This is a genomic window from Rhodanobacter sp. B04, assembly GCF_002001125.1.
Taxonomy (GTDB): domain Bacteria; phylum Pseudomonadota; class Gammaproteobacteria; order Xanthomonadales; family Rhodanobacteraceae; genus Rhodanobacter.
In genome coordinates this window covers 1-24,517 of record NZ_MUNV01000007.1, presented here as the reverse complement: position 1 = coordinate 24,517, position 24,517 = coordinate 1, and the positions used below count along the sequence as shown (strand labels likewise).

Annotated in this window: 16 protein-coding genes; 10 read left to right on the top strand and 6 right to left on the bottom strand. The window is 62.2% G+C overall.

Features of this window, described 5'->3' with window-relative positions; genetic code table 11:
- The first annotated feature begins 24 nt into the window (after positions 1-24).
- From B0E46_RS04790 to B0E46_RS04775, 4 genes are all read left to right on the top strand, one after another.
- Positions 25-1,884, top strand: a complete 1,860-nt coding sequence (locus B0E46_RS04790; protein ID WP_077554642.1) for a GGDEF domain-containing protein — start codon at positions 25-27, stop codon at positions 1,882-1,884.
- 274 nt (positions 1,885-2,158) lie between these two features.
- On the top strand, positions 2,159-2,695 hold the full coding sequence (locus B0E46_RS04785; RefSeq protein ID WP_168171132.1) for a GNAT family N-acetyltransferase: 537 nt from the start codon (positions 2,159-2,161) through the stop codon (positions 2,693-2,695).
- Between the two features lie 34 nt (positions 2,696-2,729).
- Positions 2,730-3,023 (top strand): hypothetical protein, encoded by a 294-nt coding sequence (locus B0E46_RS04780; protein ID WP_077554638.1) that lies wholly within the window; start codon positions 2,730-2,732, stop codon positions 3,021-3,023.
- A gap of 3 nt (positions 3,024-3,026) precedes the next feature.
- Positions 3,027-4,814, top strand: a complete 1,788-nt coding sequence (locus B0E46_RS04775; protein WP_254425045.1) for a GGDEF domain-containing protein — start codon at positions 3,027-3,029, stop codon at positions 4,812-4,814.
- Between the two features lie 36 nt (positions 4,815-4,850).
- On the opposite strand, the gene B0E46_RS04770 is transcribed toward B0E46_RS04775, so the two are convergent.
- Entirely contained in the window at positions 4,851-5,321 is a 471-nt protein-coding gene (locus tag B0E46_RS04770) for a cupin domain-containing protein (protein ID WP_077554636.1), read from the bottom strand.
- A gap of 42 nt (positions 5,322-5,363) precedes the next feature.
- Complete coding sequence (locus tag B0E46_RS04765) at positions 5,364-6,380, bottom strand: GGDEF domain-containing protein (protein ID WP_139350422.1); 1,017 nt, start codon at positions 6,378-6,380, stop codon at positions 5,364-5,366.
- 385 nt (positions 6,381-6,765) lie between these two features.
- Here B0E46_RS04765 and B0E46_RS04760 point away from each other — a divergent pair, with 385 nt between their 5' ends.
- Positions 6,766-8,472, top strand: coding sequence for a M28 family metallopeptidase (locus B0E46_RS04760; RefSeq protein ID WP_254425044.1), 1,707 nt, complete (start codon positions 6,766-6,768; stop codon positions 8,470-8,472).
- 45 nt (positions 8,473-8,517) lie between these two features.
- Here B0E46_RS04760 and B0E46_RS04755 read toward each other — a convergent pair whose 3' ends face one another.
- Entirely contained in the window at positions 8,518-9,126 is a 609-nt protein-coding gene (locus tag B0E46_RS04755; RefSeq protein WP_077554630.1) for a TetR/AcrR family transcriptional regulator, read from the bottom strand.
- A 94-nt stretch (positions 9,127-9,220) separates the two neighbouring features.
- Between B0E46_RS04755 and B0E46_RS04750 the strand changes: the two genes are divergently transcribed.
- Entirely contained in the window at positions 9,221-10,348 is a 1,128-nt protein-coding gene (locus B0E46_RS04750; RefSeq protein ID WP_139350421.1) for an MBL fold metallo-hydrolase, read from the top strand.
- Positions 10,349-10,543: 195 nt separating this feature from the next.
- Here the strand turns inward: B0E46_RS04750 and B0E46_RS04745 are convergent, their stop codons facing one another.
- The 3 genes from B0E46_RS04745 to B0E46_RS04735 form a co-directional block, all read right to left on the bottom strand.
- Positions 10,544-13,300, bottom strand: a complete 2,757-nt coding sequence (locus B0E46_RS04745) for a M14 family zinc carboxypeptidase (RefSeq protein WP_077554629.1) — start codon at positions 13,298-13,300, stop codon at positions 10,544-10,546.
- A 138-nt stretch (positions 13,301-13,438) separates the two neighbouring features.
- Complete coding sequence (locus B0E46_RS04740) at positions 13,439-15,370, bottom strand: alpha/beta fold hydrolase (protein WP_077554627.1); 1,932 nt, start codon at positions 15,368-15,370, stop codon at positions 13,439-13,441.
- Between the two features lie 208 nt (positions 15,371-15,578).
- Entirely contained in the window at positions 15,579-17,543 is a 1,965-nt protein-coding gene (locus tag B0E46_RS04735; RefSeq protein WP_254425043.1) for an alpha/beta fold hydrolase, read from the bottom strand.
- Positions 17,544-18,002: 459 nt separating this feature from the next.
- On the opposite strand from B0E46_RS04735, the gene B0E46_RS04730 reads away from it, so the two are divergent.
- The 4 genes from B0E46_RS04730 (at position 18,003) to B0E46_RS04715 (ending at position 24,300) form a co-directional block, all read left to right on the top strand.
- Positions 18,003-19,850, top strand: coding sequence for an RHS repeat protein (locus B0E46_RS04730; protein ID WP_139350420.1), 1,848 nt, complete (start codon positions 18,003-18,005; stop codon positions 19,848-19,850).
- Positions 19,851-22,847, top strand: a complete 2,997-nt coding sequence (locus B0E46_RS04725) for a hypothetical protein (RefSeq protein WP_077554622.1) — start codon at positions 19,851-19,853, stop codon at positions 22,845-22,847.
- Complete coding sequence (locus tag B0E46_RS17675; RefSeq protein ID WP_168171131.1) at positions 22,844-23,707, top strand: RHS repeat-associated core domain-containing protein; 864 nt, start codon at positions 22,844-22,846, stop codon at positions 23,705-23,707. Before B0E46_RS04725 ends, B0E46_RS17675 begins: the two co-directional genes overlap by 4 nt.
- Before the next feature lie 191 nt (positions 23,708-23,898).
- The gene (locus tag B0E46_RS04715) at positions 23,899-24,300 is read left to right on the top strand and encodes a lysozyme inhibitor LprI family protein (protein ID WP_168171130.1); all 402 of its coding nucleotides are present in this window, start codon (positions 23,899-23,901) and stop codon (positions 24,298-24,300) included.
- Positions 24,301-24,517 lie beyond the last annotated feature (217 nt).

The window sequence follows — 24,517 nt, the reverse complement described above, 5'->3', positions numbered from 1 at the left end:
GCGCCTGCGACTGCCGGTTAGTTCATGAATCAGGCAGGTAGATACAGATCGGTGTTCCCATGCTGCGCGCTCCTGCTTTTGTTGGTTGCAGGCGCCGTTGCTGCAGCTGTGCCTGTATCTGACGATGCTGCACAGTTGCTAAGACAAGCTGAAAGCGCTCAGCCCTCCAATCACGCCGAGTTCAACGAACTCATGGGTCGACTTGATCAAATCGCGATGGGGCTCTCTCCGCAGCAAAAGCTGCATCAGCGTTACCTCATGGCCCGGCAGGTTGCCTTTGCGGGCAACTACGACGCTGCCCTGCCGTCGTTGAAAGCGATCGCCGATCAAACTGTGGACCCCGTTCTGGCGTTTCGCGCCAGTGCCACTGTGATTGACCTTATGGTGGCCGAATCCCGGTATGAGGAAGCCTTTGCCGGGCTTAATCCGTTGCTGGATCAGTTGCCCGCAGTGAAGGAAAGCGATGTCCGCATGCAGGGGCTCGGTGTCGCGGCGCAGTTGTACAACGAGGCAGGCCAATACGATGTGTCCAGTCGTTATGCCGATCAAATAATCAAGGAAAGCACTGACGCCAAAAGTGCATGCAGAGGCTGGTTCTACAAATCCGATGCGCTGTTTGAACGTGGCGGAGCGCAGTTGTCCGCCGACCAGCTCCGCGATGGCACGGTGGCATGCGGAAAGGCTGGAGATACACTTTTTTCTCTCAGCTTTCAGTACTTGCTGGCGGGTTTCGACATGCGACAGGGGCGCCCTGAGTCGGCTATCCATGTGCTGCAAGCGAGCTACCCCAAGGTGCTACGTGCAGGCTTTCCACCGCAAATTTCGGAGTTCGAGTCCACCCTGGCCAAGGCTTACTGGAAGGATGGCGATCTTGCCTCCGCGACGAAATTTGCCAACAACGCCTTGGCTACCAATGCCAACAGGCCATACTCGGAGTCGACGGCCAACGCATATCAAGTGCTTTACGAAGTCGACAAGAAGGCGGGCGACAGCAGTGCTGCCCTGGCAAATCTTGAAAAGTACGTCGCTGCCCACGATGGCTACGTGAGTCGAGTCAGTGCGAAGGCGCTCGCCTATCAAATCGTCAAGCAACAGGTGCTGGCGAAAAAGCTGCAGATCGACACGCTGAACAAGCAGAACCAGATACTTACGCTGCAGCAGAAACTCAACAAAAAAGCCGTGGAAGCCAGCCGGTTGTATATCGTCCTGCTGATGATGGTGCTGGCAACGATTGCCTTGTGGACTTACCGGATCAAGCGCTCGCAACTGCGCTTCATGAAGCTGGCGCGGCGCGATGGCCTTACCGGCATCTTCAACCGGCAGCATTTCGTCAACGAGGCCGAGCTGCTGTTGCAGTACTGCCGGAAATCATCGCGCGACGCCTGTCTGGTGCTGATCGACCTGGACCATTTCAAGGCTGTCAACGACACCCACGGCCATGCGGTGGGCGATCGCGTGCTGCAGCGTGCCGTCGAGGCCTGCAAGACCTGCCTGCGTTCGACCGACATTTTCGGTCGCCTGGGTGGCGAGGAGTTCGGCATCCTGCTGCCTGAATGTACGTTGGAGCAGGTCATCGTCCGCGCCGAGCAGATCCGCGTGGCGATTGCCAGCGCAGCTACCGGCGAGAATGCTCCCGGCATCCCCATCTCGGCCAGCTTTGGCGCCTCCAGTGTGGTGCATTCCGGCTATGAATTGCGCCAGCTGATGATCCATGCCGACGCAGCGCTATACCGGGCCAAGGGCGAAGGCCGCAATCGGGTCAGTGTGGTCGACCACCCGGGATTTGGTGATTCGGTGCCTCGCGATGCCACTCTGGGCGGCGATGCGCATGTGCTGCAAGATGCTTCGATGTTCAGATCCGGCGATGGGCAAGCAAACGCGTGAAGGTACAAGCGCCGCCCGCAGCTTGGTCTGCATAGGCGTGTGCATGACGCTGGAATTCCATCTGGGCACAGCCGGTGCGCAGCCATAGCATGAGGTGATCGTCTATCGCACGGCAATGCTGCCGGTTCAGTCGCCACGGACCCGAGGATCGTGCTTGGTGCGCTGCCGCATGTGGAGGTCGGCATGGCATGCGCGCCGAGATGGCCCCCGGCCTGAAGATACGCATGTGCATGACTGCGCAGAATCAGGCCTTGACCACCGGAATTTGAAGGACATGGACATTATTGCGACTTCGGCATTCGAGTTTGAAACGCGGCGGATGCGCCTACGCTTGCTGAATAGCAATGACGAGGCCTTGTTCTGCAGTCTCTACACCGACCCTTCGGTTATGCGATTCATAGGGCCGTTGCTGTCTGCAAGGCAGGCGGCAAGCAGATTTCAATGGATCGTCGCAGGAATGCGGCAGTTGCCGGCCAGCTGGCTTTATCTGGTGATGTCGGAAAAGGAATCGGGCCAGTCTCTGGGTATCTGTGGTGTGCCACAATTCAGCGCGAGTGCCACGAGATTCGAAGTTGGCTTAGTATTGACCAGCGGGGCACGTTCAAGGGGATACGCGCGCGAGGGGTTGGCGGCGCTGATGGAACGGCTTTTTTCATTGTCATCAGTCGACGAGATACAGGCAAAATTTTTTGCGGAAAATCAGGCGGCGAGGCAGTTGGTCGTTGCCTTGGGGTTCCGTGATTGCACTGATGCATCGATGGAGCCAGAGCATTTGCGGGAACGCACATGGTCGATTCATCGAGCATCGTGATGTGTCATCAAAAGTAACCGCCAGGGGAATTACGATGTCGAATGTGATCGATTTTCTTGAAAAGATGGGACAGGATGCGCAGTTGCGTCATGCGTCAGCGGGAGAGGTGGAGCTCGCTCTGGCACATGCGCAGCTTGATCCTGAGTTGCAGATGGCGATCCTCGCCAAGGATCAACAGCAACTGGAAGCAATTCTGGGGAAAGAACCCATGTGCTGCCTGCTTTTTCCAGTCAAGGAAGGTGAAGAAGACAGCGAGGAAGCTCCGTCGAAGGACGACGATGAAGTTACCTTGCAGTCCTCTTTCTACGCCTTGGCATCGGTAGGCTAGACGATGTTTCCGCGCAGCAAGCGGTTTCGGCTTTTTTTCGCTGGCTGCGCGCTGCTCTCGACCCTGCTTGCAGGCACGGTCAGCGCGACCGTGCCTGCAGCGGACAGCCAGATGCAATTGCTCAAACAGGCTGACAGTCTCAAGACATCGAACCATGCGGAGTTCATCGCTCTTCTGCAACGTCTGAGCGACGGCGAGAAAAATTTGTCGCCCCAGGAACGCTTGTATCTGGGTTATCTGAACGCCTGGCAGTTCGCCTATCGAGGTGAATATGCCGCTGCGATTCCGTTGTTGGACACGGTTATAAGTCAATCCACCGATGCCACTTTGAGGTTCCGAGCCAACCTCACTGCGGTGAATATCCTGAGCAACGGCAATCATTACGAGGAAGCTTTTGCACGGTTGCGCCAGTTGCTTGACCAGTTGCCGCAAATAACCGAAAAGGATGCCCGCATACAGACTCTCGGTATCGCGGCACAGCTTTATATCGGCGCGGAGCAATACGACCTGGGCACGAGCTACGCCGACCAAATCCTCAAGGAAGACCCGTCCGATGCAAGTGTCTGCAAGGGCATGACACTGAAGATCCATGCCCTCTACGGCAGCGGAAAAATGACGGACGCCGACAAGGAGTTTCGTGATAGCGCCGACGTGTGCGTCAGGGCGAACGAGCCGATCTTTGCGAGCGCTATTTATTCTTACGTGGCAAGCGCCGAAGTCCGGCAAGGTCAGTTCGACGCTGCGATTGATCTGTTAGACAAGAACTACGCTGCTCTGGAACGTACCCATTACCAGCCGCTGATTGCCCAGTTCAACGCACTTCTGGCTCAGGCATATTGGGGAAAGGGAGACATCACGTCGGCAGAAAAATTTGCCACGGATGCCTTGGCCAATAGCATCAAGGGCGGATATACAGAAGCACTTACCATTGCCTATGACCAGCTTTATCTGGTGGCGAAGAAACAGGGTGACATGGTCAGTGCATTGGCCTATCACGAGAAATACATGGCTGCCGACAAGGGTTACTTGACCGTCATCAGCGCCAAGGCATTGGCCTATCAGGTCGTCAGCCAGCAGGTGTTGGCCAAGAAGCTGCAGATCGACACCTTGAGCAAACAGAACCAGATCCTCATGCTGCAAAAAGAGCTGAGCCGAAAAGCAGCGGAAGCCAGTCGGCTGTATATCATTCTGCTTCTGATCGCGCTGGCCTCGATTGGCATGTGGACTTATCGAATCAAGCGCTCGCAGCTGCGCTTCATGAAGCTGGCGCGGCGCGATGGCCTCACCGGCATCTTCAACCGGCAGCATTTCGTCAGCGAGGCCGAGTTGCAGCTGCAGTATTGCCGCAAGTCATCGCGCGACGCCTGCCTGGTGTTGATTGATCTGGATCATTTCAAGGCGGTCAACGACAACCACGGTCACGCGGTTGGCGATCGCGTGTTGAAGCGTGCTGTCGAGACCTGCCAGACGCACCTGCGTTCGACCGACATCTTCGGCCGCCTCGGTGGTGAGGAGTTCGGCATTCTGTTGCCCGAGTGCACGCTGGAACAGGCGCTTGGCCGGGCCGAGCAGATCCGCAAGGCTATCGCGATGGCAGCCCCTGGCGACGAGGCCCCTGGCGTTCCGGTGTCCGCCAGCTTCGGCATTGCCAGCGTGACCCACTCCGGCTACGAACTGCGCCAGCTGCTGATTCATGCCGACGAGGCGCTGTACCAGGCCAAGCGTGAGGGTCGTAATCGGGTCAGCGTCAGCGTCAGCGACACGCAGGAAGCGTGCGCGCAGACGGGCTGATTTGCCTAAGCAGTCAGTGTCAGTTGTCTGATGGTTTCATGTCTTGCTGGGTGGTTTGGGATACGGGATGCCATCCCTGTGTGTATAGCCCGCCTGCGGATCCCAATGCAGGTCGATATCGGGGTAGCTGCAGCTGTCGTTCTCGCTGCGCGAGCCGATCTCCAGATAGACGGCGGTTTCCGTGCCACGGTTGATCAGGTGATGACCGTCAGCCACGGCCTTGGGAAACGCCGCACAGTCGTTCGCACGCAGCGTCTGTTGGCCAGCCTCGGTGACCAGGATCAGTTCGCCCGACAGCACGTAGACGAATTCATCTTCGTGGGTGTGCCAATGTCGCTGGCTCGACCATGCACCTGGCGGCAGTCGCGTGAGGTTGACGCCGAAATCGCTCAACCCTCCCGCATCGCCAAGCGACAGCTTGCTGCGTGCACCCGCGTTGGCAGCGAATGGTGCCGGGTAGCCTGAGCCGATGCGCTCGGAAACGGTAGTGATATCGATACGGGGCATGTGGTCGCTCGTCCTGGTGAATGAGGTTACGTGTCGGGTCGGTTACAGATGCCGTCGCACGCTGCCGGCAGCAAGTGCTTCGGCCTGGCCGGCTTCGGCGATTACCACGCTGTTGCGGCCACGCTGCTTGGCGCTATACAGCGCGGCATCGGCGCGGCCGAACAATTCGTCGGGCTGGTAGCCGTTGTCGGGATCGGCCTGGGCCAATCCGAGGCTCAGTGTCAGGCCGGGGATCGGTGGCTGCGCTTCGGCCGCGCGGGTGGCGACGGCCACGCGCAGCTTTTCGGCCAGTACGGCGGTGGTCAGCACGTTCTGGCCAGAGCAGGCGATCATGAATTCGTCGCCGCCGAAGCGACCGAACAGGTCGTCACTGACCAGATGCTCGCGCACCACGCCGGCCACCAGATTGAGTGCGGCATCGCCGAGCAGATGGCCGTAACGGTCGTTGATCGTCTTGAAATGATCGAGGTCAAACACGATCAGGGTCAGCGGCTGGTTGTACTTGGCGAGATGGTCGATGCGCTCGCGCAGCTCCGCGGCAAATGCCTGCCGGTTGAGCGTGCCGGTGAGCGGGTCGTGCATCGATAGTTGCTGCAGTTGTCGTGATTTCTGCTGCAGGTGGGTATGCGCGGATTTAAGGTAGCGCTGCTGGCGCGAGAGGCGCTCGGTTTCCTGCGCCAGTTGCCTGCCGCGCCGCATCGATGCCCGCCACGCGAGCAGTACAAAGGCGAGCGCCAGCAACAGCAACCAGGGCAGCAGGTTGGCATGGGGCGATGGACTCGGCGCGTCGGCTGTTGCGGCGACCGGGTGATCGGCTGTCGCCGCGATGTCCTGCGGTTGGGGCGGCCTGCCGGGTGACGCCGCATTCGCGCCGGCTTCGGCGCGTACCGGCACGGTTGGCGGTGCGGCAGCGACAACCGGCATCGCCGTGACGCCGGCATCGCCGGTGGTGCTCGCGGCATTGGCCACTTCGGTGGGAGGCGCCGAAGACGCGGGCAGCACCGCCACTGGCGCGGGTAGCGGCGGTATCTCGCGTGGTGAACGGGGTGGAGGCGGCATGCCACCGGGTGGAGGGAACGGCATGCCAGGCGGCGGTGGTGCGCCGGGTGGCGGCCGTGTTCCGGCGGCTTCGCTCGCCGGCGGCGGTCCATAGCCCGGCGGTGGTTGCGCATGGGCAAGTCCCAGCCACGCCAGCGCCAGCATTTGAGCAAGAAGGTAGGTTGCAGAACGGGTCGACGACACGCGAGACCTGCACGGGAGCCGGAGTGTGTGCAATCTATCGAAAAGCGGTGACGCGGTCATCGAAGGTCAGGCCGATGCATGGCAGGCGCGGCAACAGCAAGTTCGTGCGTTGCCGCTTGCGCGGGAGATTCGTGGACAGCAGCGGATCGTCGCGCTAAAACGGTGGCTTGTCCCCGGGTACTGGAGTCCTCCGATGCGTGCCATGACCACTGTTCTCCTGCTCGCCCTGGGCACGGGTGCCAGTTCGCTGATGGCGGCGACGCCGCCTGCTGCGGCGAAACCCCATGTTCCCGATGTCGTGCTGGCGCCACAGATCAATGCCGCGGACTTCGCGCAGTTCGACAAGACCCTCAGCTCGGATGATTTTGGCGGGCGCAAGCCCGGCACGGTGGGCGCGCAGCGCGTCACCGACTGGCTGGTCGAGCAGTTCGAGCGGATGGGTCTGCAGCCGGGCAACCAGGGCTCCTGGTTCCAGGAGGTGCCGGCCGATTCCACCCAGTTGCTGGATACCGCCAAGGTCACGCTGGATGTCGCGAGCCGTGGCCAGCAGGTGAAGCTGGCGTATCACACCGACATGATCGCCGAGACGCTGCAGGCGAAGGCCCGGGTCGACCTGAAGAGTTCGCCGATCGTGTTCCTGGGTTACGGCATCGATGCACCGAACTGGCACTGGAACGACTACCAGGGCGTCGACGTGAAAGGCAAGACGGTGATCGTGCTGGTCAACGACCCAGGCTTCGCCAGCGGTGATCCGGCATTGTTCAACGGTCGCGCGATGACCTACTACGGCCGCTGGACCTACAAATATGCGGAGGCGGCGCTACAAGGCGCGGCGGCCTGTTTCATCGTGCATACCAGCGATGCCGCGGCGGGTTACCCATTCAGCGTGCTGCAGAACAGCGGCAACGGACCGCAGTTGAGCCTGCCCGCCAGCGTCGATCCGGCCCCCCGCCTGCCGGTGGCCGGCTGGCTGACCCGTGATGCCGCCACGCGCCTGTTCAACGCCGCCGGCCTCGACTTCGACCAGCTGGAGAAGGCCGCGGCGAAGCCGGGCTTCAAGCCGGTGCCATTCGATGCCACCGCTTCGCTGAGCCTGCACAGCAAGATCGGCCATTTCCAGTCGAAGAATGTGGTGGCCATGATCGAAGGCAGCTACAAACCCGACGAAGTGGTGATCTACACGGCGCACTGGGATCACCTGGGCACCGATCCTGCGCGCAAGGGGCACCAGGTTTTCAGCGGTGCGATCGATAACGGCACCGGCCTGAGCATGTTGCTGGAGATCGCCGATGCCTTCGCGCACCAGTCGGAGCCACCCAGGCGCACGGTGCTGTTCTTCATGCCGACGATGGAGGAATCCGGTCTGCTCGGCTCGCAGTACTACGCGGCCAGGCCGCTGTTTCCGCTGGATCGCACGGTGGCCGACATCGCGGTCGATGCGCTGCCGATCATTGGCCGTGCCCGCGACATGACCGTGATCGGCAAGGGCCAGTCCGAGCTGGAGGATCTGCTGGCCGGCGAACTGAAGAAGCAGGGGCGGGTGATCTCGCCTGAGACCACGCCGGAGAACGGCTTCTACTTCCGCTCCGATCATTTCAGCTTCGCCCGTGCCGGCGTGCCGGCGATGCTGGCCAGTTCCGGCCTCGACCTGCTCAATGGCGGCCGGGCCGCCGGGCAGAAAGCAGCCGACGACTACACGGCGCACCGTTATCACACGCCCAACGACGTGTTCAATCCGGATTGGGATTATTCCGGCATCCTCGAGGATACGCAGGCGCTGTACGAGCTGGGACAGTACCTCAGCCAGCCCGGTGTCTGGCCGCAGTGGTATGCCGACAGCCCGTTCCGCGCCAAGCGCCAGGCGATGATGAATCCGCCGGCCAAGGCGGACGCGAACACGGCGAAATAAGCGCAGAAAACTGGTCGACGCTCGCTGGTGGCGGCAGCCACCAGCTCAGCGCGAGCGGGGTTGCCCAAGCCGGCTCAGCAAGGTGAGGCAGGCCTCGTCGATGACGCGCTGCTGCATCGCCTTGTCCGGCGCAGGTTGCCAGGCGATCACCGAGTGCCAGTAAGTGCGCGATTTCAGCATCGCCACGAACAGGTCGGCGATCGCACGTGGATCGAGCTTGCCCAGCTCACCGGCCTTGCCCGCTTCACTGAACCAGCGAAACAGGCCGTTCTCCTTTTCGCCGAATTGCGCCATCAGCTGCTGGCTGCGCTCTTCCGAGCGCATGCATTCGACCATCAGGACGCGGCTCAGCCGCACGAAGTCGGGGTCGCAGATCAGCGCCATTTCCTGTTCGGCGATCTCGCGCAGCTGCTCGGCGAAATCCCGCTGGCTGTCGTAATGCAGCTTGCCAAGCGGATCGACCCGCTCGATCAGCAGCGCCAGCACGGCCTCGAACACCGCGTCCTTGGACGGGAAGTGCTTGTACAGCGTGCGCTTGGAAACTTCGGCGCGGCTGGCGATGGATTCCATGCTGGCGCCGGCCAGCCCTTGTTCGGCGAGCTCGGCGATGCCGGCGTCGAGCATGGCGGTGCGCTTGTTGAGGCTGCGGTTCAAGGCGGCTCCTGAAAAGTATACGGAGTAGTTTACTTTCTGCGCGAGGCGACATAAAGTATACGAAATCGTTTACTTCGTGACGGAGTTTCCCGGGATGGCCATCAGTCTTCTCATCCTTGCCGTGCTTGGCCTCGCGCTTGCGGCGTGGCGCGCGATGGCGCGCCGCGCACCTGCGGACGCGGGTTACGCCGGTTCCACGGCCTGGCGCGCCGGCCGCTTCCGCAATGTGGCCGACACCCGCGCCGGCAGCCTGCGCGCGGTGATGCGCGAGTTCTGGGCGAATCGCGGCATCCGGCGCAAGCCGCGCAGCCCGTTGCCGGTGACGCCGGTGCGTGCGCAGGTGCTGAACGGCCCGGCTGCCCAGGCGCTGCAGGTGACCTGGCTCGGCCACTCCACCACCTTGATCGAGATCGACGGCCTGCGTCTGCTCACCGACCCGGTGCTGAGCCAGCGTGCCTCGCCGCTGCCGTTCGCCGGGCCCAAGCGTTTCACGCCGCCGGCGCTGACCGTGGCGCAGTTGCCGTGGATCGACGCGGTGCTGCTGTCGCACGATCACTTCGATCACCTGGATCGCGACACCATTCGCGCGCTGGCGAACAAGGTCAGCCGTTTCTACACGCCGCTGGGCGTGGGCCGGCGTCTGATCGCCTGGGGCGTCGATGCCGAACGCGTGATCGAACTGGACTGGTGGCAGGAAGCAACGTTCGGCCCGCTTACCTTCGCCGCCACGCCGGCGCAGCACTTCTCCGGTCGCGGCCTGCGCGATGGCAACTCGACGCTGTGGGCCTCGTGGACCGTGCTGGGCACGCGTGAACGGCTTTTTTTCAGCGGCGATACCGGCATGCATGCCGGCTTCGCCGAGATCGGCGAGCGCTATGGGCCGTTCGACCTCACCCTGATCGAATGCGGCGCGTACAACGAGCTGTGGCCGGACGTGCACATGCAGCCGGAACAATCGATCGCTGCACATCAGCTGGTGCGTGGCCGCACGATGATGCCGGTGCATTGGGGCACGTTCGATCTGGCCATGCATCGCTGGGACGAGCCGGCCGAGCGCGCCCGTGCGCTGGCTGCCGAGCAGGGCGTGCAGTTGGTGCAGCCGCGCCCGGGCGAAACCGTGCGGCCGGATTCAACGCTGCAGGCACCATGGTGGCGCGCGTTCGAAGCCGAGGCCGCCTTCGTCGATCGTTCGGCTCACACGACGCAGGAGCACGGCGCGTAAGCGCGGCGCATTCCTTCCCGGCACGGCAAGCTTGCCGATCCATGGATTTCCCGCGATGCCTCGAGGGGGCTGCGAATGATTTCCTCAAGACCTCATCCGGCACCAGCAAAGCTCATTCCGGCCTGCGCCGGAATGAGGTGGAGAGCTTGAGGGAATGTAGAAGTGGCTCAGTGTTGTGAGTTAGGGGAGGTCGGCTCACGGCTTGGCCGGCGGCGTATCCAGCCGGTCGTAGTTGACGATCGCGTTGAACACCAGCGGGTAGCTGCCGATGGTTTCGCCGCGCCAGATCGGGTTGCTGGAAAACAGCAGGACGTGGCCCTTGCCGTAGCGGGCATTCACCACCGCGGCGCGTTCGGCCATCTCGTCGCCACCGTCGAGCAGGCCGGCGACCAGCAGGTGGCCGGCGTCGGCGTAGCGCAGGATCACTTGCGGCTGCTGGTCGGCGGGAATCACCCACGGGTTGTTGCGCACCTGCTCGGCATTCAGCGGCAGCGCCTGCCATGGCTTGACGTCCGGCAGCGCCGGCGGCTCGGCCGGAGCGCGCCCTTCGGGCATGTCGGTATCGTGCGGGCCGCCGCGTCCGGTCGGACGCTGGAAGTCCTTCGCGTTGGGTATGCCGTTGTCGCCGATGACCTGGTTTGACACCGTGAACGATTGCCCCAGCGCGCTGTACAGCGCCAGGTCGTCGCTGGTGTAACCCGCAGCGATCGGGCTCTTGCGGTCGACGAAGTTCGCCTGCAGCACGCTGCCGACGACTTTCAGGCTGTGCGTGGGCGTGACGAACACGCCCGGCGCCATGCCGGTGTCGATCGCGAATTTCGCGGTGTCCTCGGAGGTGATCAGCAGGCCGCCGGCACGCACGAACTGCTTGAGGTTGGCGAGGCCGCTGGCACCCAGGCCGGGGCGGATGTCGTCGGTGGAATCGATGTGGCCGATGTTGGGCGTCAACCTGGTGGTCTTCCACGGCATCGGGTTGCCCCACATCGGCAGGCCATCGATGATCTGTTGTGCGCTGACGCCGCCGATCGGGCCGAACAGGATCACGTCGTACTTGGCGCGCAGGTCGCCGGCCTTCGCCACGTCCTGGGTGCTGATGTAGCTGTACGGCACATGCAGCTTGTCCAGCGCCATGCGCCACCAGCCTTCGGTCTGCGTATCCAGCCAGGTGTGCATCAGCGCGATGCGCGGCAGCTTGCCGCCGGCCATGTCGATCGCAGCCAGGCCTTGAGGCACGTCCACGGGCTGGCTGACCAGAGCCATCGGCGCCTTGAGGATCGCGTTGTCGGTGACGCGCACCACCTGCACGTCGAACAGGTCGCCCATCGACCAGGCGGTGTCGTCGTACGGATGCTGCTGCGGGTCCTTCGGCGACCAGTACTGGCGATCGAGCAGGGTGTCGGCGATGCGCGAATACGGCTGGTCCATGCGCACCACGTAGCTGCCGGCGGCAAAGGTACGCGAGACCGGCTTGCCGGCCTTGCCGTCGTCGCCCTTCGGCGCAGGCAGGGTCACCGTGACCGGCGCGGAGAGGCGGCTGACCTCGGCATGCTGCAACTGCATGATGCGCAGCAGCTGCGCCTGCGAGCCGGTGCGCCTGTCGTCGGCAGGGAACACATAAGCCGCCGGACCGGCTTCCTGCGGTTTCTCGATCGAGCGCTTGCTCTTCAGGTAGAAATTCTTCAGGAACAGCTGGCTGTTGTCGGAGAAATAATTCAGCGCGGTGAGCAGGCCGGTCTGCTCGTAGTTGTTGTTGTCGCGTTGCGACCACACGACTTCGGGCAGTGGCGGGTTCGGCTTGTACCAGGTGCGCTGGTAGTCGGCCGGGTCGAGGATGCGCTTGACCGTGTCGGCGCCGTCGTTGCCGAACGTCTCGTACAGCCGGCTGATGCCGTTGTGCATCGCGGCGATGAACATCAGATAGCCCGGGCTCCAGGTATCGAAGTCGCCGTGGGTGAACACGCCGGGCATGCCGAACCTGGTCAGCTGCTGCACGTTGTCCCAGCCCAGCTGCTGCCATTCGCCGGTGAGGATCGGGTCGATCCATGCGTTGTACGGGCCGTCGCCCACCGTGTTGTCGTACAGGAACGGCACCGACTCGTGTAGGTCGTGCAGCACCTGCGCATGCCAGCCGATATACGTATCGGCCACGTTGCGGGTGAGGTTAAGCGTCATCGCCATCGCGTCGCGGTTGTTGTCGTGCGCGACGTAATGGCCCCAGTACATCAGCGGCGGATAGTTCTCGCCCGGGTGCGCCAGATGCCAGTTGTAGCGATCCACCTGGCGGTCGCGGCCGTCCACTTCGACCACCGGCGTGATCAGGGTGATCACATGCGAGCGGATGTGCTGGATGTACGGCGCGTTGTCCACCGCAAGGCGATACGCCAGCTCCATCAGCGCGGTCGGTGCGCCGGTCTCGGTGGAGTGGATGGTGCCGGTGATGTAGTAGACCGGCGTGGACTGCGCGATCAGCTGGTCGGCGGTGGCGTCGTCCATGTTGATGCTGCGCGGGTCGCCCAGCTTGGCCAGGCGCGCCTTGTTCGCGTCGAGGTCGGCCAGCAGGCTCTCGTCGGCGATCGCCACCGCGATCATCTCGCGGCCTTCCTCGCTCTTGCCGATCGAGAACACCTTCACCCGCGGGCTGGCCGCGGCCAAGGCACGGAAGTAGCGGTACACGTCGGCCGAGTAGGGCAGGTAGTTCGGTGCGCCGGAGATATGGCCGAGCACCTTCTCCGGCGTAGGCACGCTGGCCGAGGCGGGCAGGTAGTCGGTCAGCGGCGAGTTGAACGAGGGATCGGTGGTGAACTTCAGGATCTGGTCGGTATAGGCCTGATCGATCGGCTGCGCCGGATCGCGTGCATACGACGCTGGGCCGACTGGCGCCGTCGCCGCAATGATGCCGGCGCTACCGAACGCGAGCAGAGTGAACAGTGAAAGTCGGATGGACACGCGCATGATGTGGATTCCCCTCGGGCCGCAGGCAGCGGATCGTTGCACTGTGCCAGAACAGGAGTGGCTGCGCGTAGCCCATCAGTTGGGTAGGGTGCGGGCAGGCTGGCTCGGGCCGCCCGCATGCCGCGATGCAGGCGGGGACTACTTCGTCACGCCGGGGCCGATGTATGTACCGATGAACTGCACCATTTTCGTGTACAGCTCGGTCAGGTTGGCCTCGTCATAGAAGCCGTGCGCTTCATTGGGCTTGTCCATCCATTCATGCGCGATGTTGCGCTTCAGCAAGGCCATGTGCAGATTGCTTCCCTGTATCGGCGGCACGCGACTGTCCTTGCCACCGACCACGAGCATCACTTTGGCCTTGAGTCGATCGAGCTGGTTGATCGGCGAGCGCCGCCCCAATGCGTCCGGGTCAGTGCCCAGGACCCGCTTGAGATAGTTCTTGCCAGAGGTGGACTGCGGAATGTCGCCACGCCGGTACATCAGGGCCAGGTCGTAGACGCCGACGTAACCGATGGCGCATTTGTACAGGTCGGGTTCCTTCACTGCGCCTTCGAGCGCCGCATAGCCGCCGTAACTGCCGCCGAAGATGCAGATGCGCTGCGGATCGGCCGTGCCTTGCGCGATAGCCCAGCGGGTCGCGTCGGTGACGTCGTCCTGCATCTTGCCGCCCCATTCGCCCCAGCCGGCGCGAATGAAATCGTAGCCATAGCCACCGGATCCACGGTAATTCACCTGCAGCACGGTGTAGCCATGCGTGGCGAATGCCTGCACATAGGGATCGTAATCCCAGTCGTCGCGTACGCCATACGGGCCGCCGTGCACGAAGACCACCATCGGCAGGTGCCTGGCGTTCTCCCGGCCAGGCGGGAAGCTGATATAGCCTTGTATCTTCATGCCGTCGCGTGCGGCGAACTCGAATGGCTGTTTGCGCGCCATCCGTTGCGGATCAATCCATGGCGCAACTGCCAGCAACGGAGTGAGTTTGTTGGCATGGCGGTCGTACAGATAATACGTGCCCGGATCGGCATCGGCCTGGACCAGCACCACGGCAAGACTCCCGTCACGGGTGCCGGAGACGAAGCGCACGCTTTCGCCGGGGAACTGCTTCATCAACAGGACCAGGGCCTTTGCATCGTCCGAGGTGCCGTCGAACAATACCGCGGCCGGGCGATCCTGCGCGAAACTCACGCCGATGGGTTCGGCATCGGTCATTCCGTAAAGCAAGCCGTCAGCCTCGACTTTCGGATTGCTCCAGACGGTTTGCCAGACATCTTTCACCGGATCCCAACTGGATACATTCGATCCGGCACCGGCCTGGGTACAGTTGAAATAGGCAACGCTGTCGTCGCTCTTGAACATCCACGGAATGCAGCGTTCCGCTTCGGCTTTGGCCATTTCCTGCCAGCCTTCGCCATCGATCGGGTGCAGGTAGACCTTGGCATTGCCGTTGACATCTTCGCCATAGGCAAAGCGAATGCGCCCATGATGATCAGCGACAAATTCCATGTCGCGCCCAGGCGCTGCAATGATCTTGTGCCAGGTGAAGCCTCCGCGGAGGCCGACACTGTAAGCGACCGACAGGGCGCCTTCGGTGCCGGCGGCGCTCCATGAACTCAGCGAAAGCAGTACATGGTTTGGATCATCCGGAAGCGAAGTGATGAATTCGGCGCTTCCTTCCGAGCCGTTGCGGTAGCCGTAGAGCAATTCCGGCCCGCCACCGTCCGCGTTGATCCCGAACAGCTCGCCGGTGGCCAGCGGCGAGTCGTAGCCGCCCATGCGTATGCCGACGGTGTACACCACGCGTTTCGGCGATGCCCACCAGAAATCGACGATCTCGTCCTTGTCACGCGGCTGGACGACGTGTCCCTTCATGTCGGCCAGATGGATCAGCGCCAGTACGGATCGGCCCTTCACCACGGCGATGGCGGCGAGATACTGTCCGTCCGGGGAAATCTTGACGCTCTCGTATTGCACATGCCGCGCCAGATCCGCAAACGGAACCGGCTGCGCATGCAGCGCGGTGGCGCAGAGCAAGAGCAGCAGTGCAAGGATCCTTCGCCGCAAATCCATTGTTCGATTTCTCCATGTCGCAGATGGTGGCGGCGCGCGGGCCGCCTTTATGTCGTTCAACGTGTCCGCCATGCCGGCACAGGCACGGACGGCACGGGTGCCCTTGCAACGGTCGCTCGGGAGATGGCCGCCTGAAGCCGGATGCGGACCCGCCCATGTATGCGGCGGGCCCGGTTTGCGTAGTTTCGATATGCGATCCCGGTCGTTTTTACTTCGTCACGCCGGGACCGATGTTCGCATCGAGGAACTGCACCAGCTGGGTGTACAGCTCGGTGTTGTTGGCTTCGTCGTAGAAGCCATGCTGTTCGTTGGGCTTGTACAGCCATCCGTGCGCGATGTGCCGATTCGCGAGCGCCTGATGCAGGCTGAGCCCCTGGATTGACGGCACGCGCTCGTCCTTGCCACCGACAACCAGCATCACCTGCGCCTTGAGGGAGTCCAGCTGGTTGATCGGCGAATGCTTGCTCAGCACATCCATGTCATCGCCAAGCTGCCGGTGCAGGTAATCCTTGCCGAAGCTGGATTGCGGAATGTCGCCGCGGTGGTACATCAATGGCAGGTCGTAGACGCCGGCATAGCCGATCGCGCACTTGTACAGATCCGGCTCCTTCACCGCGCCTTCGAGTGCGGCATAGCCGCCGTAGCTTGCGCCGAAGATGCAGATGCGCTGCGGGTTGGCGATGCCCTGCGTCACTGCCCAATGAGTGGCATCGGTGACGTCATCCTGCATCTTGCCGCCCCATTCGCGCCAGCCTGCATGCTCATAGTCATAGCCGTAGCCGCCGGAGCCGCGGTAGTTCACCTGCAGCACCGCATAGCCACGGGTTGCCATGACCTGCACCAGCGTGTCGTAACTCCAAGTGTCGCGGATGCCGAATGGGCCGCCGTGCACGAAGACCACCATCGGCAGTTGCTTCGCGTTTTCGTGGCCAGGCGGATAACTCACGTAGCCATGCAGCTTCATGCCGTCGCGTGCGGTGAAATCGAACGGCTGCATCTGCGCCATCTGTTCCGGATTGATCCACGACCGTCGTGCGAGCAGGGGCGTGATCTTCCTCGCCTTGGCGTCATACAGCAGGAAGGTGCCAGGGTCGGCATCAGCCCTCACCAGGACCACGCTCAAACTGCCGTCGCGCGTACCCGAGACGAAGCGGACGCTCTCGCCCGGGAACTGTTTCATCAGAGCCAGCAAGGCCTGTGCATCGGCCGACTGGCCGTCGAACAGCGCCGTGCCGGTGCGGCCATCCATGAAGTCCACGCCGATGATGCTGTCGTCGGCCAAGCCTTGCAGCAGGCCTGCAGGTTCGACCGTCGGATTGCCCCACACCGGAGTCAGCGATTGCTTGGCGGGGTCCCATTGGCAGACGCCGAATCCGGCGGGAGCCTTGCAGGTGAAATAGACGGTACTGTCATCGCGGCTGAATGCGATCGGCCATGAGCGGTCCCTGCTCAGTTCCGGCAGTGGCTGCCAGCCGTCACCGTCGATCGGATGCAGGTAGACCTTGACGTTGCCGTCATTGTCCACGCCCGCGGCGAAGCGGATCCGGCCCTGGTGATCGGCGACGAAGTGAGCGCCGCGCATGGGCGCAACGATGATCTGCGCCTTGTTGCCGTCGCGGACATCCATGCGAAAAGCCGTCGGCAGGCCACGCTCGAAGCCCGCGCCGGCCCATGAGCTGACAGCCACCAGCACATGGTTGGGATCATCGGGAATCGTGGCGATGACATCCGCGCTGCCATATTCGGCAGCAGCGTGCTGGATATGCGAACCGGTGCTCATGCCGGTCTTGCGGAATCCGTACAGCGTTTCCGCGTCACTGCCATCGGCATTGACCGCGAACAGTTCGCCGGTCAGCAGCGGCTCGTCGTAACCACCGACGCGGGTGCCCACCGAATACAGCACTCGCGTGGCTGACGCCCACACGAAACCGGTGACGTCGTCTTCCTCGCGTGGCTGAACCACGTTGCCCTTCTTGTCGGACAGGCGGATCAGCGCCAGCACGGTCTGTCCCTTCACCACCGCGGTCGCCGCCAGATACTGCCCGTCCGGGGAAATCTGGACGTCCTTGTATTGCGGGTGTTTCGCCAGGTCGGCGAACGAAACCGGCTGGGCGTACAGCACGGCGGTGAACAGCAAAAGCAAAGCAGCAACGATCCAGCGTCGCACATCCATCATCAGATTCCCCTGTCGTGATAGGCGCAGCCGCACCTCATGCGCGGCTGCATCCCTGCGCTTATATATAGCAGCAGGGGGGCGGCGCGCGCGAGTTTTTCGGTGCCGCGAATCCGCCGGAATACGGCCGAAAAGCGCCAGCAAATGCGCGCCGAAAAGCGCAATAACTTGCAGGTTGAGAAAGTGAAATCGCGTTGCTATTTTCAAAACAGCCGAATGCAATGTTCGGACAGGGGATACAGGGATGACAGTCGATATGCATGGATGCCGCACGGCCTCCATTCGGTTTTTTTCAACGCGTGATTGCGGCGCAAAAGCGTTTCGCGCCCACCGTCCGGTCCGGCTTCCACAGCTGCCTGCCATGGTCATGCCCGGCCATCTGCCGCGGCCGTGCATGCGGCGATCCGCCAAGGCCTGCCATCGCTCGATCACGGCCCATGCCCGCGCCCGGAGGGCATCATGACTATGCGCCACGCGATGTGGATGGGACTGCTGGCGTTGGCTTCCATGGCCGCCCATGCCCAGTCGTCCAGTGCCGTCGAACCGTACGAGGAATACGGCAAGCACCTGCGCGCCGCCCAGGAAGTGACGCCGCTCACCTCGAACATGTTCGGCGACCAGGTCAGCCTCTACAACGGCGCGACCGAGTTCGACGTGACCGACATCGATCTCCCCGGCAACAGCAGCCTGCCCGTGCGCTTCGCTCGCCGGCTCGAGGTCGACGATCGGCGCCAGCCCACCGGCAATCTCGGCGGCCTCGGCGAGTGGGATATCGAGGTTCCCTACATCGACGGCGTCTTCGCCGCCGAGAACGGCTGGGAGGTGCAGAACAACGCCGGTCAGGGTGGCGTGTACTCGCGCTGCAGCGTGGTCACGCCGCCGTATACCGTCATCGCCAGCCTCAACAACATCCAGGAACCTGCGTCTCAGATCTGGGACGGCAACCAGCTGCACATCCCCGGCGAAACCAGCGAGGAGTTGCTGCAGAACACCGAGACCAAGCTGCCCGACAACCGCACCACGTATCCCTGGATCACCAAGAGTTTCTATCACGCGACGTGCGCGTCGAGTACGGCCAACGGCTACCCCGGCGAGTCGTTCATCGTGGTGTCGCCCAGCGGGGTTCGCTACACCTTCAACTGGGTGGTGGTGAATCCGGACTCCGTACTCCAGTACCAGGCGCCGGCGCCCTCGGGCACGGGCACCATCAATGCGGATGCCAACCGCTCGCGGATTTTCATGTTGGCCACCGAAGTGGACGACCGCTTCGGCAACTGGGTCAAATACACCTACAACAGCGCCAATCAATTGACCGCGATCACGGCCAACGACGGCCGTGAAATCGACATCGCCTGGTCAGGCGGCTTGGTGCAATCGGCTACCGCCGGAACGAGAACCTGGACCTACGGCTATACCGCGGGCGGTTCGTTGAGCAGCGTGACCCGGCCGGATGGATCGCAGTGGACGTATGCCATCGTGTCCGGCTCGCTCAAGACCACCAAGAACCCGGATAACGATAAAAATCCCCCTTCCTACCATTGCCAGATCGATGCGCTGCCCAACACCGGCAGCTTTGTCTATGCCATCGGCGCCCCGTCCGGCGCGCAGGGTACGTTCAGCTTTACCTACCAGCGCAGCATCCGCACCAACGTGCCGCAGGATTGCACGGATGCGAATCCGGACACGATGTATCCGAATGTCTACGACTTCTTCGACAACTTCGCGCTCGTCTCCAAGCAGATCACCGGCGCGGGCCTGACCACGCAGAACTGGGGATATAACTACGGGAACAACGGAGGCGTTGGCTATGTCACGGCCACCGTCCCGTTCCCGTTCCCGACCGAAACCTACATTCCCCAGTCAGCCTCGTGTTGCGAGCCGCCCAAGGTCGTGACGGTGGCCAGTCCCGGTGACATCACCAAGTACTCCTTCGGCATCAACTACGGTGTCGATGAAGGGCGCCTGCTGCAGACCGAGACCGACTCGCTGTCCGGGCAGGTGGTCAAGACGGTGACCAACACCTATCTCGCCGACAGCCAGATCGCCAGCCAGGCATTTCCCGACAACGTCGGCCTGTCGGCCCAGCCCATCTACAAGAATCCGCTGGTCGGGCGCATTCGCCCGGTGGTCACCACGACGACCGTGCAGGACGGCGACACGTATACCCGGCAGACCAATGCCTTCGACGTCTTCGCCCAGGCGACGGACGTGGTGCGCTCGAACAACATCGCAGGCCAGGCCTCCATCGAGGAACAGACCAGCTACCTCAACGACACCAGCCTCTGGGTGCTGGGCCTGCCGCAGTAGGTGACCAACGTCGCCACCGGCGAAGTGGAGCAATACAACACCTATACCCCGGGTACCGACACCCTGCAGACGCACGCGCGCTTCGGCGAAACGCTGCTTACTTACACCTACAACAGCGCCGGCCAGCTGGCCAGCTTCATCGACGGCGACAACAACACCACGGCGTTGGGCAACTACTACCGCGGCATTCCGCAGCTGATCAGTTACCCGGACAACACCAGCCAGTCGGCGGCGGTCGACGATTACGGCGAGATCACCTCGGTCACCGACCAGGCCGGCCACACCACGTCGTATACCTACAACGCCGTGGGCTGGCCCAGCCAGATCAGCTATCCCAGCGGCGATGAAGTGGCGTGGTATCCCACCAACTACGCCTTTGCCTACGTGACTACGGCAGAGCAGGGCATCGCCGGCGGCCATTGGCGGCGCACCGTCACCACCGGCAACGACACCGAGGTCACCTATTTCGATGCGATGCTGCACCCGCTGCTCAGCGACTCCTCGATCGCCGGCACGGCCGGTTCGGACATCACCACCGCCAACAGCTACGACTGGCGCGGCCTGACCACGTTTGCGTCCTACCCGGTCAGCGGCGCACCGGCGCTGTCGGCGGTGACCACCGGCACGCACAAGACCTACGACACCCTGGGGCGGCTGACCCAGAGTCAGCAGGATTCCGAGCTGGGCACGTTGACCAGCAGCACCGCCTACCTGTCCGGGGCCAGCGTGCAGGTGACCGATCCCAACAACAACGTCACCACCACCTCTTACCAGGTGTTCGATACCCCGTCGTACAACGCACCGATCAAGGTGCAGGCGCCGGCCGGCGTGACCCAGACGATCGCGCGCGACCTTTACGGCAACCCGACCGCGATCACCCAGTCCGGCCTGTACAACGGCACCGAGAACGACAGCGTCAGCAAGACCCTGACCTACGACAGCTACCACCGGCTGTGCCGCACCACCGAACCGGAAAGCGGCGACTCGGTGATGGCCTACGACGGTGCCAACAACCTGCAGTGGAGCGCGAACGGTCTGAGCATCACCGGCACGGGCTGCGGGCAGTCGCAGGTCGCCGCGGCGGTCGAAACCGTTTTCGCCTACGACCCGACCAACCGGGTGAAAACCGTCACCCCACCCAGCGGCACCCAGAGCACGCAGTACATCTATGACGCGGTGGGCAACCTGCAGTGGGCGACGTCCGGCGCCACGGTCTGGAACGGCACCTACAACGACCGCAACATGCTGACCGGCGAGTCGTTGAACGTGGTCGGCCAGCCCGCGCTGGCGCTGGGTTATGCCCACGATGCCAATGGCAACCTCAGCCTGATCCGCTACCCGAACGGCGAGAACGTCAGCTATGCGCCGGATGCGCGTGGCCGCCCCACCCAGGTCGGCAGTTATGCCAGCCAGGTCGGATATTTCCCGAATGGCGCGGTGGCTTCGTTCACCTACGGCAATGGCGCCGGTTACGTCGCCCAGCAGAACGCCCGGCAACTGCTGAGCAACTTCTCGTATGGCGCGGGCAGCACGCTGAACGTCAGCGAGGACATGGTCTACGACAACGACGGCAACATCACCAACGTCAACGACCTGACCGGTGGCCAGCGCAGCAAGCAGTTCCAGTACGACGGCCTCAACCGCCTGACCAGTGCGGTGGCGCCTTCGTTATGGGGCACCGAGTCGTACACCTACGACCCGCTCAACAACCTGCGCACGCGGCTGTCCGCGGGCCAGACCTCGGTCTACAACTACGACGCCACCAACCGCCTGCTCACCATCACGCGCGCCGGCAGCACGATCGACAGCTTCGGCTACGACACCCGCGGCAACGAAACCCTCAAGAACGGCGTCACGCTGCAGTTCGACCAGAAGGACCAGCTGACCCAGATCGTCGGCTCGGACAGCTACGGTTACGACGCGAGCGGCCGGCGGGTGCAGAAGAATCCGGCCAATGGCGGCGCACCCACCGACTACTTCTACGACCACGGCGGCCAGCTGATGTACCAGTACGCGGCGGGCACCGCCACGGCCACCAACTTCATCTACCTGGGCAGCAAGCTGATCGCGCGCAACAGCTCGCTGCAACTGGTCGCGCCGGGCGCGTTCACGTTCAACAGCAATCCCAGCAACGGCAGCTACACGGTGAGCTGGGGCGCGGTACCGGCGGCGACGTCGTACACCTTGCAGGAGAGTGCCAACGGCGGGGCGTGGACCACGGTCTATACCGGCAGTGCCCCCAGCGCCGCGTTGAGCGGCCGGGCCGGCGGCAGCTATGCGTATCAGGTGCAGGGTTGCGCGGGATCGACCTGTGGCGGCTGGACGGGGTCGGCCACCCTGGGCGTCTGGCCGGCGGCGCCGACCAACCCGGCGGGGCCGGGCGGGCTGACGTATGCCCCCTTCACGGTCACGTGGACAGCTTCGCCCGGAGTCGCCACCTATACCGTGCAACAGAGCTTCAACGGGGGCGCATGGACCACGCTCGCCAGCGGCATCACCACGCCTTCCTACAGTGTGACAAGCGCGAAGGGCGGCACCTACACCTATCAGGTCGCCGCCAGCAATGCCTACGGCAGCAGCGGCTGGACAGCCTCCGCGCCGGTGTCGGTGACGCAGGTGCCGGCGACGCCCACGAACTTCGCCATGAGCACCACCAATGGCGTCACGTCGATGACCTGGAACGCGATGCCGTGGGCCACCAGCTACAACTTCACGGCGCTCGGCAAGAACGGCCATCTGGGCACGTACACCTACGTCGTGGCCACCAACAGCTACAACTTTCCCTCGGGCAGTTACACCGCCCAGCAGCTGACGGCCTGCAGCATCGCCGGCTGCAGCGCCCCGCTGCAGATCAGTGGCCAATTCACGGTGGGCGGTGGGGCAGCCCAAACGAGTGCCGTGATGACGAAGCCCACGCGGGTGCTGGGGGCAGACACGGGCTCGGGGAGCGGATGCAACGCCAGTACCTGCTCGGTCACGCTGGGAGGCAACCCATGAGCCCGTTCATGAGCAGGGTGCGCCGCCGGCTGCTGGAGGCGATGGGCGGGCTGATGGTGCTGATGGCCACGGCCGCTCATGCGGGCTCGGTGACTTACGTGTACACCGATCCGCAGGGCACGCCGCTGGCGGAGGCCGATGCCAGTGGCAACATCACGGCGACGTACGACTACGCGCCGTATGGGAGCCAGGCGCTCGGGTCACCGCCGAACGGGCCGGGGTATACGGGGCATGTGAATGATCCGGATACGGGGTTGGTGTATATGCAGGCGCGGTATTACGATCCGAGCGTGGGGCGGTTTGTCAGTACCGACCCGGTGGAGCCCAGCGCGGGCAATCCGTTCAACTTCAATCGGTTTGCTTATGCGAATAACAGTCCGATTGATAATATGGATCCGGATGGGCGTTTCTCATCATGTGGAGGATCTTATTGCACCTATCGAGGCTCAAGCTTGGGCTCAAGCTCGGCATGTGAACAAACTTGCGTGAATCCTAATTCGAGCAAAAGGAGGTCGGGAGGTAAGCCGAAAAACAAGAATACCCTAAGCCAGAAAGGGTTGGAGTTCATTGAAAAGCATGAGGGTTATCGTGACAAGACGTATAAAGATACTGCAGGAAATCCTACAATAGGTTATGGTCATTTAATTAAGAGCGGTGAGGATTTTAGTAAGGGAACGACGAAAACGAAGGCTGGTGATCTACTCTCTCAAGATACGGGGACAGCTGTAAACATAGTGAACAGTAAAGTCACAGTGAAATTATCTCAGACCCAATCAGATGCTTTGGTGGATTTTACATATAATGAAGGTTCTGGAAATTTCGGAAAATCGGCTCTCTTAAAAAAACATCAATACAGGTAGCAGCGTTACGAAGGAAAATTTTACAGATTGGAATCAGGCTGGGGGAAAGGTTGACAAAGGACTGACGACCCGTCGAACTGACGAATACAACCTTTACTCCAGCGGAACCTATGGCGAGCCTTGAAAACGGTGATTTACACGCCTAGTTAATTATTTGAATGAGTGTAAAGAACGATTCAGGAGAAAATTTAATGAAATATTTGATGTTTATTTTTTTAATAGCCATGGTTCCAGTACACGCTCAAGATCAAACGGCACAATATCGTGCGTGTAACGAGAAGGCTAGTACCCAGGCAGAGCTGAACATTTGTGCCAGCGAAGAAGCGGCGCGCACCGACAATGAATTAAATAAGATTTACGGCAAACTGCTTTTGCAGGCCGCAAATCAAGATGGCGCAGTTGTGAAAATAAGATTTGCTGAACGAGCTTGGGTCACCTATCGGGACGCATACATAGATGCGATGTATCCCGCAGATGATAAGCACGCTGAATATGGCTCCATGTACTCTATGGAAGTGGATCTTTTACGCTCGAAAATTACGCAGCGACAAATACTTGCGTTAAGAGAATTGCTACAACAATTTGGGGCATAGGAATTAAAGGGGGCGTGGCTAATTAATTTCGTCGGCCACGTTGGCTGACCATGCCGGTGTACTGCATTTAATTGGCCACGTCGCCTTTGTTCACGCTGCAGTTCGACCAGAAGGACCAGCTGACCCAGATCGTCGGCTCGGACAGCTACGGTTACGACGCGAGCGGCCGGCGGGTGCAGAAGAATCCGGCCAATGGCGGCGCACCCACCGACTACTT